At 65.2% G+C, this 11,636-nt stretch carries 14 protein-coding genes; 3 read left to right on the top strand and 11 right to left on the bottom strand.

Going from position 1 to position 11,636, the window contains the following annotated elements; genetic code table 11:
- Nucleotides 1–5 precede the first annotated feature (5 nt).
- The 4 genes from IE266_RS02905 to IE266_RS02890 form a co-directional block, all read right to left on the bottom strand.
- Nucleotides 6–215 carry a hypothetical protein gene (locus IE266_RS02905; RefSeq protein ID WP_189678530.1) on the bottom strand — a complete coding sequence of 70 codons (210 nt, stop codon included), beginning with the start codon at nucleotides 213–215 and terminating at the stop codon, nucleotides 6–8.
- 164 nt (nucleotides 216–379) lie between these two features.
- Entirely contained in the window at nucleotides 380–1,102 is a 723-nt protein-coding gene (locus IE266_RS02900) for a DsbA family protein (RefSeq protein WP_189678529.1), read from the bottom strand.
- A complete protein-coding gene (gene rlmN / locus IE266_RS02895; RefSeq protein ID WP_189678528.1) occupies nucleotides 1,099–2,280 on the bottom strand; it encodes a dual-specificity RNA methyltransferase RlmN in 1,182 nt (393 codons plus the stop codon). The genes IE266_RS02900 and rlmN overlap by 4 nt, the downstream gene beginning before the upstream one ends.
- Before the next feature lie 118 nt (nucleotides 2,281–2,398).
- Nucleotides 2,399–2,926 (bottom strand): invasion associated locus B family protein, encoded by a 528-nt coding sequence (locus IE266_RS02890; RefSeq protein WP_189678527.1) that lies wholly within the window; start codon nucleotides 2,924–2,926, stop codon nucleotides 2,399–2,401.
- A gap of 166 nt (nucleotides 2,927–3,092) precedes the next feature.
- Between IE266_RS02890 and IE266_RS02885 the strand changes: the two genes are divergently transcribed.
- Nucleotides 3,093–4,100, top strand: coding sequence for an asparaginase (locus IE266_RS02885; RefSeq protein WP_373310493.1), 1,008 nt, complete (start codon nucleotides 3,093–3,095; stop codon nucleotides 4,098–4,100).
- 10 nt (nucleotides 4,101–4,110) lie between these two features.
- Here IE266_RS02885 and IE266_RS02880 read toward each other — a convergent pair whose 3' ends face one another.
- The 4 genes from IE266_RS02880 to serB are packed head-to-tail and all read right to left on the bottom strand — an operon-like array spanning nucleotide 4,111 to nucleotide 6,166.
- Entirely contained in the window at nucleotides 4,111–4,425 is a 315-nt protein-coding gene (locus tag IE266_RS02880; RefSeq protein WP_189678525.1) for a YciI family protein, read from the bottom strand.
- 27 nt (nucleotides 4,426–4,452) lie between these two features.
- Complete coding sequence (locus IE266_RS02875; protein ID WP_189678524.1) at nucleotides 4,453–4,911, bottom strand: SRPBCC family protein; 459 nt, start codon at nucleotides 4,909–4,911, stop codon at nucleotides 4,453–4,455.
- A 3-nt stretch (nucleotides 4,912–4,914) separates the two neighbouring features.
- Nucleotides 4,915–5,244, bottom strand: a complete 330-nt coding sequence (locus IE266_RS02870; RefSeq protein WP_189678523.1) for an ArsR/SmtB family transcription factor — start codon at nucleotides 5,242–5,244, stop codon at nucleotides 4,915–4,917.
- A 43-nt stretch (nucleotides 5,245–5,287) separates the two neighbouring features.
- A complete protein-coding gene (gene serB / locus IE266_RS02865; protein WP_189678522.1) occupies nucleotides 5,288–6,166 on the bottom strand; it encodes a phosphoserine phosphatase SerB in 879 nt (292 codons plus the stop codon).
- A gap of 124 nt (nucleotides 6,167–6,290) precedes the next feature.
- Here serB and IE266_RS02860 point away from each other — a divergent pair, with 124 nt between their 5' ends.
- Nucleotides 6,291–6,950 (top strand): rhomboid family intramembrane serine protease, encoded by a 660-nt coding sequence (locus tag IE266_RS02860; protein ID WP_189678521.1) that lies wholly within the window; start codon nucleotides 6,291–6,293, stop codon nucleotides 6,948–6,950.
- On the opposite strand, the gene IE266_RS02855 is transcribed toward IE266_RS02860, so the two are convergent.
- Genes IE266_RS02855 through IE266_RS02845 form a run of 3 tightly spaced genes read right to left on the bottom strand, consistent with a single transcriptional unit; the run spans nucleotide 6,944 to nucleotide 10,272 of the window.
- Nucleotides 6,944–7,843 (bottom strand): CpsD/CapB family tyrosine-protein kinase, encoded by a 900-nt coding sequence (locus IE266_RS02855; protein WP_189678520.1) that lies wholly within the window; start codon nucleotides 7,841–7,843, stop codon nucleotides 6,944–6,946. The genes IE266_RS02860 and IE266_RS02855 overlap by 7 nt on opposite strands.
- A gap of 39 nt (nucleotides 7,844–7,882) precedes the next feature.
- Nucleotides 7,883–9,424, bottom strand: a complete 1,542-nt coding sequence (locus IE266_RS02850; protein WP_189678519.1) for a GumC family protein — start codon at nucleotides 9,422–9,424, stop codon at nucleotides 7,883–7,885.
- Nucleotides 9,424–10,272: an ExeA family protein gene (locus tag IE266_RS02845; RefSeq protein ID WP_189678518.1), complete on the bottom strand. Its 849-nt coding sequence runs from the start codon at nucleotides 10,270–10,272 to the stop codon at nucleotides 9,424–9,426. The genes IE266_RS02850 and IE266_RS02845 overlap by 1 nt, the downstream gene beginning before the upstream one ends.
- Nucleotides 10,273–10,904: 632 nt before the next feature.
- Here IE266_RS02845 and IE266_RS02840 point away from each other — a divergent pair.
- The gene (locus tag IE266_RS02840; RefSeq protein ID WP_189678517.1) at nucleotides 10,905–11,603 is read left to right on the top strand and encodes a sugar transferase; all 699 of its coding nucleotides are present in this window, start codon (nucleotides 10,905–10,907) and stop codon (nucleotides 11,601–11,603) included.
- Nucleotides 11,604–11,636 lie beyond the last annotated feature (33 nt).

Genomic DNA, 11,636 nt, shown 5'->3' with positions numbered 1-11,636 from the left:
GCCGGTCAGTGAAAGCTGACCGGCAGCACACCCAGTTCCGAGCCGTTGGTCAGCCACGTCACCACCTGGCGCGGCCCGTCTTCCTTGATGGCATAGCCATGGCCGGCAAGGCGGAATTTCCATTCACGTGCCGACAGGGCCTTCTGGCGTTCCTCGACCAGCAGCTTCAGCAGCGGGCCTTCGACAGGCCGGTCGGTAAAAGTCGCATGTTCCATATTCGATGTCCTGACTTACCTATTCCAATACCCCCGACATTCGTCACCCATCTGGGCTGAAATGGTTCCCGATATAGGTATTTTCGGGGCTGATAATCCGTAGGATGGCATCGCACTGTTGCTGGATCTGCGACGCAGGACACATTCCCGCCAGAATTTGCCGATCAGGCCGTGCAGGCCGGCCGTTCGCGTTCCAGCTCGATCAGCCGGCGCAGCCGCGCCTCGGGCATCCGCCCTGCCGTCAGGGTACGCCCGATGGCCAGGCCCGGCGTGCCGGGCAGCCCCAGCCGTTTCGCCAGTGCCCGTGTCGCCTCGATCCGCGCCTGCACCTCGCCGCTCTGCGCATCCCGCGCCAGCAGCCCGGCATCCAGCCCGAACCGTTCGGCAAATTCGGCCAGCGCCGCCGGGCCGGGCCGAAGCGCGTTGCGCATGAGGTAGGCATGGGCCGCGTCATGCGCCCCCTGCGCTGCCGCCGCCAGCGCCACCCGCGCCATCGCCTCGGACCGCGGCCCCAGCACCGGCCATTCCCGCCAGACCGCCCGCACCTCGCCCGCGCGGTCAAGCCGGCGCACCAGTTCGCTCACCTCGGGGCAATAGGGGCAGAAGTAATCGGTGAACACCGCCACCGGCAGCCGGTCGTCACCGTCGCCGAAGATCGCCGCGCAGGGGTTGCTTCCCAGCGGGTTCGGCCCCGGCGCTTCACCCTCGCCGATGCCCAGCAGCGCGATATTCGCCCCGCCACCGCCGAAGCCAAGGCTGCGGAACCCCGGCAGCCCCGGCATGTCCTCGAAGGGAAACTCGTCCTGCGTCAGCCGGATCAGCCTTGGCGCACCAATCACCCAGGCCAGCGCCAGGGCACCGCCGATCAGCAGGTTGCGCCGACTCACAGGCCCGCTTCGGCCTCGATCTGCCGCTTGCTCTTGCGGGCGCGCTCGGTCGCCGACTTGAGCTGCCCGCAGGCCGCCATGATATCCTCGCCGCGCGGCGTCCGGATCGGCGAGGCATAGCCCGCCTTGTAGACGATATCGGCGAAAGCCCGGATGCGGTTGTTCGACGACCGCTGATAGGGCGCGCCGGGCCATTCGTTGAACGGGATCAGGTTGATCTTGGCCGGAATCCCGTAATCCTCGATCAGCTGCACCAGCCGCCGGGCATCCTCGTCGGTGTCGTTCACATCCTTCAGCATCACGTATTCAAAGGTGATGCGCTCCGAGTTCGACGCCTTCGGATAGGCCTTCAGCGCGCTCATCAGCGCGTCGATGTTCCACCGCTTGTTGATCGGAACCAACTTGTCGCGGGTCTCGTCCGTGGTGGCGTGGAAGGACACAGCCAGCTGGCAGCCGATCTCATCCGCCGTGCGCGCGATCTCGGGCACCACGCCCGAGGTCGACAGCGTGATCCGCCGGCGCGACAGCTGGATGCCCTCGGCGTCCATGGCGATCTTCATCGCGTCGCGCACGTTCTCGAAGTTGTAGAGCGGCTCGCCCATGCCCATCAGCACGATGTTCGACAGCAGCCGCGTCTCGTCCTTCGGCGCGCCCGGCACCGGCCATTCGCCCAGGTCGTCCCGCACCAGCATGACCTGGCCGATGATCTCGGCCGCGGTCAGGTTGCGCACCAGCTTCTGCGTGCCGGTGTGGCAGAAGGAACAGGTCAGCGTGCAGCCGACTTGGCTCGACACGCAGAGCGTGCCGCGATCCTCTTCCGGGATATAGACCGTCTCGACCTCGTGCCCCCCGGCGATCCGGACCAGATACTTGCGTGTGCCGTCGTTGCTGACCTGCTTGGTCACGATCTCGGGCAGCTCGATGGCGAATTTCTCGGCCAGCTCGGCGCGATAGCCCTTGGCGAGGTTGGTCATCGCCCCGAAGTCGCGCACACCCCATTGATACAGCCACTGCCAGATCTGGCCGACCCGCATCTTCGCCTGCTTCTCGGGCGTCCCCGCCTCGATCAGCGCGGCGCGCATCGCCTCGCGGGTCAGCCCCACAAGGTTGATCTTTCCCTCGGGCAGAACGCGGGGAATGGTGACGACATCCTGGGTGATCGGGGCCGAAGCAGGCATGAGACAAATCCGTGGGCAGCGCAGAACGACCATATAGGCGCATTTGCGCCCCAGTTCAAAGCAATCCTGCGCGGCCGGGATGATCCGCCGCAGCGTCGCAACCAGGCCCTCGCCCGGATTACTTGGCGCAGCGCTTCTCGGCGTCGTCCAGCGCGGCGGTGAAGCCCAGCAACGAGAAGGTGTCCTTGGTCTGCGTGCCGCGCGACGAGCGTGCGGTCAGCGTCGCGGACGACCCCCGCTTCATCGCGTCGGTGACCTTCGAGTCATCCTCGGGGCGCGGCCAGGCCCATTCGCCATCGGTGATCAGCTCGAACTGGGTGCCCGAGATGTCCATGTTCACGGTCGATCCCTTGGCGAAGGGATAACCACCGGTGAACGAGACCTGCCCTTTGACCCCACCTTCGGGGCGGAAGAACACCATCAGAAGAACGTCGCTGCGCTTGACCGCAACCACCCGCCCGTCGCGCGTGTTCACGGTCTCTTTGGGCGCCGACACCGTCCAGCATTCCTTGGGACTGCTCTCGACGAAGACGCTCCAGTCGGTCTGCGCCGCAACCTTGTTGTCACTCTGGCTTTGCGCCCCGGCGGCGGCCGCCCAACCGGCCAAGAAAAGACCCGCGAGAACGCGTGCTCGTATCGATCCCATCTGTCCAGCCTCCAGACTGTCCGTAACCTCAATTTCTGGCGCGCCAGCGGTGTTTCGCATACCGTCTTTGCGGCGCTGCCTGTCGCTTGCCGACGTGACCACACTATCTTAACTTCCGCCATGGGCGAAAGGGCGATTGGCAGGATTTCGCCCAGAAATGAGGGTGATGATGGGCAAAGCGGTACCCCTGGTCGAAGTCTGGCGCGGCGCGCTGCTGGAAAGCGCCCATTCGGGCCATGCGGTAATCTGCGACGCAAAGGGCCAGATCGTCGCCTCTTGGGGCGATCCGCAGGCGGTGATCTACCCCCGATCCTCCTGCAAGATGATCCAGGCGCTGCCGCTTCTGACCTCCGGCGCAGCCGACCGATACGGCCTGACAACCGAGCAGCTGGCCCTGGCCTGCGCCTCGCACAACGGCGCGGCGATCCACACCACCCGCGTCACCAAATGGCTCGACCAGTTGGGCCTCACCGAGGCCGACCTGCGCTGTGGCCCGCAGGACCCCGCCGACACCGAGGCGCACGAGGGGCTGATCCTGGCCCATGAAAAGCCCTGCCAGATCCACAACAATTGCTCGGGCAAACACTCGGGCTTCCTGACGCTCAACCAGTATATGGGCGGCGATCCCGAATATACCGAGGTCGACCACCCGGTGCAGCAGGCGGCGCTGGCCGCCTTCGAGGAAGTCACCGGCGAAGACAGCCCCGGCTATGGCATCGACGGCTGCTCCGCCCCGAACTTCGCCACCACGCTGCTGGGCCTCGGCCGCGCCATGGCCTGGTTCGCCACCGCCGGCCAGCGTTCCGACCAGGGCAGCGCCGCTGGTGCGCGGTTGGTGCAGGCGATGATGAAACACCCCGAATTGGTCGCCGGAGAGGGGCGCGCCTGCACCGCGCTGATGCGCGCCATGCCCGGCCGCGCGGCGGTCAAGACCGGGGCCGAGGGCGTCTTCACCGGCATCCTGCCGGAACTGGGCCTGGGCGTCGCGCTCAAGATCACCGACGGCACCACCCGCGCCAGCGAATGCACGATGACCGCGCTGCTCATCATGCTTGGCCTGATCGAGGCCGAGAACCCGGTGGCGCGTAGCTATTGCAACGTGCCGATCCGCAGCCGCCGGGGCCTCGACGCGGGCGTCATCCGCCCGGTCGCCGACTTCATCCGCCCGCTCTGAGGCGAGCCGCTCACATCTCCATGATCGGCGCGATCTCGACCGATCCCGAGCCGTCCATCACCATCGGATTGGACTGCGCCATCCTGCAGGCGGCGGCGATATCCGCCGCCTCGACGATGGTATAGCCCGAGGCAGGGTTGGCCCCGCCATCGTCGGCAATCCCGCTGGCGCTGACCGTCTTCGACATGCCCACCGGGTTGCCGGCATCCACCAGCGCCGGGCCGTTGTCGGTCATCCACTTCCCCCAGGCCGCCATCGCCTTGTCGATATCCGCCTGCGTTTCGGGACGCTTGCCGCCGTGATAGACAAACAGGAACTTCGGCATTTCTTGATCCTCCAGGTTGGGAAAGTCTCACTGCCCGAGATAGCGCTCCAGCTTGGGCAGGGTTGCCAGCCAGCCGCGGGTATGGCCCTGCGCCGCCTCCAGCGTCGGCAGGTCGCGGTGGCTGAGAGTAAATCGCGCCCCGGTGTCGGTCGCGGCCACGGTGAAGGTCACGTGGCTCTCGGCCCCGCGCACCTCCTCGTCGTCATGCCAGCCCCAAGTGAACCCGACCGAGCCCTCGTCCCCCTGCTGCGGCGGGCGCACCGAAGTCACCTGGCCGGAAACCTTGAAACGATTGCCGCTCTCCAGCCCGCGCATAGTGCAGACCCATGGCCCGGTCCGGGTGAAATCCATCTCGCAGGATTCGATCCGCACCCCTTCGGGGCCGAACCACTGCACCAGTTCCTCGGGGCGCGTGACCGCCTTCCACAGCCGGTCGACGCTGACGTTGTAATCGCGCACGAATTCCGCGTCGTGGGTGTCCTTCATGGCTCAGTCCTCTCCCTCGGGGTCCAGCGCCAGCAGCGCATCCAGCCGGTCCAGGCTGCCACCCCAGAAGGCGCGCCGTTCCAGCGTCCAATCGGCGATGGCCTTCATCGCCTCGGGTCGAACCGCGTAGAAACGATGCGTGCCCGCGACACGTTGCGAGATCAGCCCGGCCTCGCGCAGCACCTTGAGGTGCCGCGAGATCGCCGGGGCAGAGATGGGAAACTCGGCGACAAGGTCGCCGGCAGGCAGTTCGCCCTGGTCGATCAGCCGCTCCACCATGCTCAGGCGGGTCGGATCGGAAAGGGCGGCAAAGGTGCGGGTCAGCTCGGTCATGCCGCCATTATTGACCGAACCATTAATTAACTCAAGAGTTAATTTACGACGCCTTGAACTCGTCCCTGGAATAACCCTGCACGTAGAGAAGCGCCGTCAGGTCGCCGAAGTTGATCCGCACATCGCATTCCGCCGCCACGACCGGCTTGGCGTGCAGGGCCACGCCCATGCCGGCGCGGTGCAGCATCCCGAGGTCATTGGCCCCGTCGCCCACCGCGATCACATCTGCCTCGGAAATCCCGAGCCGCGCCGAGATTTGCTCCAGCGCCTCGACCTTGGCCTGCTTGCCCAGGATCGGCCGCGCCACGTCGCCCGTCAGCACGCCACCCTCGGCCAGCAGGGTGTTGGCGCGGTTCTCGTCAAAGCCCAGCTTGCCCGCGATCACCCGCGTGAAGGCGGTGAACCCGCCCGACACCAGCGCCGCATGGCCGCCATTGCCGCGCATCGTCGCCACCAGCTCCGGCCCGCCCGGCATCAGCGTGATCCGCTCGGCCAGAACCTTGGCGATGACGCTCTCCGGCAGGCCCTTCAGCAGCCCGACCCGCTCGGTCAGCGCACCCTCGAAATCCAGCTCGCCGTTCATCGCCCGCGCGGTGATCGCCTTGACGTATTCGCCGACCCCGGCCTCCTCGGCCAGCTCGTCGATGCATTCCTGCCGGATCATCGTCGAATCCATGTCCGCCAGCAGCATCCGCTTGCGCCGCCCGGCCTCGGGAACGACCACCAGGTCGGTCTTCATGCCCTGCAGGTCGGCCCAGACCTCCCACAGGTTGCCCGGCGTCTCGGGCATCACGAACTCCGCCGCCTCGCCCGCCGCCAGCCATCGGGCCGCGCCGCCGCCCCAGGCATTGCGCAGCGACTCCACCAACGCGGTATCGAGCGCGGGCGCAGCGGGATCGGTCAGAAGAATGGCAGCGAACATGAAAAGCCTCCGTCTTGCAGGCCGCTGCCTAGACCAGCACGCGCCGACTTACCAGAGACCCGCGCAGCCCGCGCGCAAATCTTGCCGCTTGTCCTTTGCCCGCAAAACCGTCAACCCTGCGGCTATGAACGACTGGCCAGGACATCCGGCGGACAGGGGCTTCTGGCGCAGACAACTGCCGGCGCTGGCAGCATTCGTGCTGCTTCCCGCGCTGATCGAGCTGACGCTCTCCGCCGCCGACCTCGGCCTGATCGCGAACACCCGCCTGCGCCTGACCGCCTACCAGAACGGCGCCTTCTGGGCCGGCCTGCTTGACAACTGGCGGCCGAACTATGCCGGCCAGCCCGAGCTGATGTTCGTCACCTATTCCTTCCTGCACGCCGGGCTCTGGCACCTGGTGGGCAACATGCTCTCGCTGCTGTTCCTGATGCGCCTCACCGCCGGCGAACTGGGCGGCTGGCGTTTCCTGCTGGTCTACGTGGTCTCGGCCATCGGCGGCGCGCTCGGCTTCGCGCTGCTCGGCACCGCGCTGAACCCGATGGTCGGCGCCTCGGGCGCGATCTTCGGACTGGCCGGTGCCTGGAGGTGGATGGAATGGCGGCTGATCGCGAAGCCCCGTGACCGCGCTCTCGTCGCGCTGCGAGACATCGCGCTGCTGAGCGCGCTGAACGCGATCATGTGGCTGATGCAGGACCGCGCCCTCGCCTGGGAGGCGCACCTCGGCGGGTTCATCGCCGGGGCCGCGGTGATGGCGGCGCTCCCACGCCGCCGACAGGCTCAGTAGTAGTCGTTCTCGTAGCCATGCGCGCCGCCGGTATAGCGGCAGCGGTTCAATACGATCCCCATCACGTTGGTCAGCTCGGCCAGCTGCCGTTCCGCAACGTCGATCCGTTCCATCGGGGTACGCTCGGCGGCGACCACCAGCAGCGCACAATCGACCAGCTGAAGGAAGCCGTGGCTGTCGTCGCTCGCCATCAGCGGAGCGGTGTCAAACAGCATGATATCCGGATGGTAGATCTCCTCGATCTCGTCCAGCACCTCGCTGCATTCCGGGTCCTGCAGCAGTTCCGCTGCGTTCGGCGTCCGCTCGCGGTTCAGCCCGAAGACCACGTTGTCGTCGTAACCCATGCCATGATCGGCAAAGGAGACGCGCCGCTTGAGGACATCCGCCATGTTGTGCTTCGGCTTGACCCCCAGCAGCTCGCCCAGGCCCATCCGGCGCATGTCGAAATCCAGCACCATCGTGCGGCGGTCGCGCATCCGGCTGAAGCTGAAGGCGAGGTTTCCGGTGATCGTCGTCTTGCCCACCGCGCTCTCGGGCGAGACGATGGCAATCCGCTTCCAGTTGTTCTTGCGCGCCACCTGCAGGATGCGGGTGCGCAGCATGTCATAGGGAATCGCGTGTTCGCCGGTCGAGAAGGCCATCAGGCGGTTCCGCTGCACCGACTTGGCGGTGATCTGCAGCGGCTGGAAAGCCGACCAGAGGCTGTTCAGATCACCCGCCGGTTCGGCCACCCGTTCCGGAGCCGGGGCGGGCGCGGCCGGTTGCGCCCCCGCTTCGGCGCTCGCCTGCCGCGCAGCACTGATCGCAGCGGCAACCGGGGTCTGCACCTCGCGGGCCACCGTTTCGCTGCGCTCGCGCCGCGCCTTGCTGATCGCTTGTTGAAGCCGGTCCATGAGGAACCCTTCCCTTCGATAGCTACCCGATGCGCCGCATTACATGCGGACGCCCAGCTTGTTCATGACCTTGTCCGCCAGCAGGTCGAGCGGCAGATAGAACTGGTGAATGGCCCAGACCGTGATTGGCCCCCCGACCAGGATCAGCAGGATGATCGCCAGCTTGACCGACCGCTGCAGCACCATCTCGCGCCGCGTCCGGGTGTAGGGGATCGCCGCCATCGGCCAGACCTCGAGCTTCTTGATGATGTCCTCGGGACGGCGCGGCGCGCGGTTCAGGAATTCCAGCAGGAACACCAGACCGAGGCCAAGCCCGATCCCCAGGAAGGTCCCGGCACCGGCAATCTTGATCCGGTTCGGCTTGGTCGGGATGCTCGGAACTGCCGGCTGTTCGATGACCGAGATGCGCTCGCCGCGCGACAGGATCTCGATCCGCTCGCCGGTGGTTGCCTGCGCCAGCCGCTGCACCGCCTCGTTGTTCTGGCTCTCGAGGTTCGCATAGACCCGCTGCAGCTCTTCCAGCTGGATCGCATTGGCCGGAGTCGCATCGATCGTCTTGGTCAGCGCCTCGATCCGCGTCGTCAGGCCTTCCAGTTGGCTGTCCAGCGTGGCGACACGCGTGTCGATTTCCGCCAGTTGCAGGTTGAGCGCCGGGTTGCTGGTTTCCGCGCCCCCATCCGTCGCCTCCAACGAAGCCTTCTCGGCATCCACCGTGCCCTGCAACTGCGCCACCCGCGACTGCAGCAGCCGTACCTTGGGGTTGCTCTCCGAATAGAGCAGCAGTGCCGAGGACAGCTCGGATTTCGCCGCCGCCAGCTGGGTTTCCGCTTCGGTCTTCGGAATCGCTGCGGTTCCCGCCGCCGCGCCTTCCTTGAAGATCGTCAGCAGCTGCTGCCGCTGCGACCGGAGCCGGAAGATCTCGCGCTCGGTCTCCTCGAGCCGGTCTTGCATGGCCGCCCGCTGGTCCTGGCGGAACTCCAGGCTGTCCGGCAGCGAATCTATATTGCTGTTCTTGAACGCCAGGATCCGCGCGCCCTGCTCCTGCAGCTCCTTGCTCAGGCGGGTGACCTCGGTCTGGAAGAAGTCGAGCGTCTGGCCCGCCCGCACCTTGCGCAGGTCGATGTCGCTCTGCTGGATCAGGCTCAGGTATTCGTTCAGCACCGCGGCGGCCAGCTGCGGCGTGCGCGCCTCGAAGCTGATCTCCATCAGCGTCGCCGCATCGCGCCCGGCGGTCCGCTTGATCCGCGTGCGCGCCTGCATCGCGTTGACGATCTCGTCCGGCGACAGCTTGGACTGGTTGTCGAGCACGTTCAGCCGGCGCGCGATGTCCAGCAGGTTGGGCCGCGTCAGCAGGCGCTGCTCGATGATCTGCAACCGCTCGTTGCCGCCCATCTGCACCATGCTCGGCGCCAGCTGGTTGGGGATCTGCGAGGCCTCGACGATGATCCGGGTGCGCGATTCATAGGCCGGCGGCAGCGACACCGCGACAATGATCGAAATCGCCGAGATCGTCGCGGCGATCAGCAGGAAATAGGGCAGCCGCCGGATGAACAGGCTGAGATAGAAACGCAGGTCGGCCATCAGGTCTTGACCTCTTCCTTCCGGTTGTCGTTCCAGAAGAACGTGCCATCGTTCAGCACGGACTGGATATTGTCACGGGTGACGCGCGGGCTGTCGTCGGTCCAGCTGTAGAGCAGCCCCAGGTCGCAAAGCTGGTTGATCAGGCGCGGCACCCCGCCGGTCGCCTTGAAGATCACTTCAGCCGCATCGCTGGTGAATTCCTCGCCGGTTCCGCCCGCGGTCTTCATCCTGTGGCGGATATAGGCACGCGTGCCGTCCAGGTCCATGCGGTTCAGGTGGAAACTCGCCGCGACGCGCTGCGCCAGCTGGTTCATCTTCGGGTCGCGGATCAGGTCGCGCAGTTCGGGCTGGCCGACCAGGATCAGCTGGATCAGCTCGTCCTTGTTCGAGTTGATGTTGGTCAGCATCCGCAGCTCTTCCAGGCCCTCGGTCGAGACGTTCTGCGCCTCGTCGAACACCAGGATCACCCGCCGGTTCTGCGCATATTCCGAGATCAGGAAATCCTGCAGTTTCTGGAAGTTCTGCACATAGCTGGCGCCGGGGTCGAACGGGACGTCGAGCGCGTTCAGCACCCATTGCAGGATCTCGCCGCGGTTGCCCTGGGCGTTCGAGATCAGGCCCACGGTCACGCCGTCCTCGACCTGGCTCAGCAGCTTCTGCAACAGCGTCGTCTTGCCGGCCCCGATCTCGCCGGTCAGCACCGTGATCGGCGCGCGGGACATGATGCCGTATTCCAGCACGGCATAACCGCGCCGGTGCTGGTTCGACCAATAGAGAAACTCCGGGTCCGGCAGCAGCGTGAAGGGCCGCTGCGTCAGCCCGAAGAAGTGCAGGTAAAATTCGTTCACTTCCGAATCCGCTCCGGGGTCCGCCTCGTCGCTCCTGGGCTCGAACCGCTCCGCAGCCGCGACCGGGACAACCTCATCCGCTTGGTTGGACGCACCAAGATCATGGGCTTGCTTCCAGGCTTGTAAACTTGCATCCAACAGAACCGGCACCGATGGCTTCCTCACTAACCGCGTTTTTCACTACAAAGCAATGTTGGCACAATTGTGTGCCCCAAGCGTACTTCTCAACCTGTGGTCGCGGCGCAACCACTGCCACACCGCTACCGCTATCGGTCCGGCGCAGCAACTTCCAGACTGGGGCAACGCGCAGGAAAATCAACAAAAACGGTGGCATGGCGCAACGGAACATCGCTTCAGGGTTGCAAACGCCGAAAACTGTGTCTTACCGGCGGCAGCCATCAGCGCGACCAACATTTATGCAAGAGTACGCAACAATAACTTTTTCAAAGCTTTACTATCTCCAACTCAGGTGCCATTTGCCTCGAATCAGTTGCCAAACGGGGTTTTTTGCGACACCTTCCTCGGGTCGATGTAGCGATTGTGGCCTAAATTTGACGGAACCGTGTCCAGTGTTCGGGCGTTGTGTTGGAACCGATCAAACTCGCGTCACAATTTAGTAGTTAGTGAGAGATATGACATTTCAGGTTAATGATCTGGACCACCGTGACGCTGCGCCCGTCGTTAGCCCGTTCACCAAGGTTCTGGGCCAGGCGGTCTACGTCCCCTCGGTTTACGAGACGGCGGGAAAAAGAATTTTGGATATCACGCTTGTTCTCGCAAGCTTGCCGGTTGTTCTGCCGGTCATCCTGCTGATGGCAGCCCTGGTCGCGCTGGACGGCCACAACCCGTTCTACTCGCAGAACCGGGTCGGTCGCTTTGGCCAGATCTTCCGCATCTACAAGCTTCGTACCATGATCCCCAACGCCAAGGCGTCGCTCGAGGATTACCTGGCCAAGAACCAGGACGCCCGGCAGGAATGGGAAGTGAACCAGAAGCTGCGCAACGACCCGCGCATCACCCGGATCGGCCAGTTCCTGCGCCGCAGCTCGCTCGACGAGCTTCCGCAGCTGTTCAACGTTCTGCTGGGCGACATGTCGCTTGTCGGCCCGCGCCCGATGATGATCGAACAGACCCCGCTCTATCCCTCGATGTCCTATTACATGCTGCGGCCCGGTGTGACCGGTTCCTGGCAGGTCTCCGAACGCAACGCCTCGACCTTCGCGGCCCGCGCCGGTTTCGACACCGAATACAGCCGTTCGATTTCCTTCTGGCTCGACATCAAGATCCTGATGCGCACCATACTCGTTGTCGTTCGCGGCACCGGGTGCTAATCAGCTGACTGATCTTTCCTAGCCGGGATTAAT

The sequence above is a fragment of the Seohaeicola zhoushanensis genome, from assembly GCF_014656415.1.
In the GTDB taxonomy this organism is placed as follows: Bacteria; Pseudomonadota; Alphaproteobacteria; order Rhodobacterales; family Rhodobacteraceae; genus Seohaeicola_A; species Seohaeicola_A zhoushanensis.
Note: the sequence above shows the minus strand (reverse complement) of the source record. Positions and strands in the feature narration are given on the sequence as shown.

Coding starts and splice junctions, on each gene's coding strand:
- IE266_RS02860 (WP_189678521.1), top strand. CDS start 6,291: ATGAACGACTGGCCAGGACATCCGGCGGACAGGGGCTTCTGGCGCAGA.
- IE266_RS02880 (WP_189678525.1), bottom strand. CDS start 4,425: ATGCCGAAGTTCCTGTTTGTCTATCACGGCGGCAAGCGTCCCGAAACG.
- IE266_RS02840 (WP_189678517.1), top strand. CDS start 10,905: ATGACATTTCAGGTTAATGATCTGGACCACCGTGACGCTGCGCCCGTC.
- IE266_RS02870 (WP_189678523.1), bottom strand. CDS start 5,244: ATGACCGAGCTGACCCGCACCTTTGCCGCCCTTTCCGATCCGACCCGC.
- IE266_RS02855 (WP_189678520.1), bottom strand. CDS start 7,843: ATGGACCGGCTTCAACAAGCGATCAGCAAGGCGCGGCGCGAGCGCAGC.
- serB (WP_189678522.1), bottom strand. CDS start 6,166: ATGTTCGCTGCCATTCTTCTGACCGATCCCGCTGCGCCCGCGCTCGAT.
- IE266_RS02905 (WP_189678530.1), bottom strand. CDS start 215: ATGGAACATGCGACTTTTACCGACCGGCCTGTCGAAGGCCCGCTGCTG.
- IE266_RS02850 (WP_189678519.1), bottom strand. CDS start 9,424: ATGGCCGACCTGCGTTTCTATCTCAGCCTGTTCATCCGGCGGCTGCCC.
- IE266_RS02890 (WP_189678527.1), bottom strand. CDS start 2,926: ATGGGATCGATACGAGCACGCGTTCTCGCGGGTCTTTTCTTGGCCGGT.
- IE266_RS02875 (WP_189678524.1), bottom strand. CDS start 4,911: ATGAAGGACACCCACGACGCGGAATTCGTGCGCGATTACAACGTCAGC.
- rlmN (WP_189678528.1), bottom strand. CDS start 2,280: ATGCCTGCTTCGGCCCCGATCACCCAGGATGTCGTCACCATTCCCCGC.
- IE266_RS02885 (WP_373310493.1), top strand. CDS start 3,093: ATGATGGGCAAAGCGGTACCCCTGGTCGAAGTCTGGCGCGGCGCGCTG.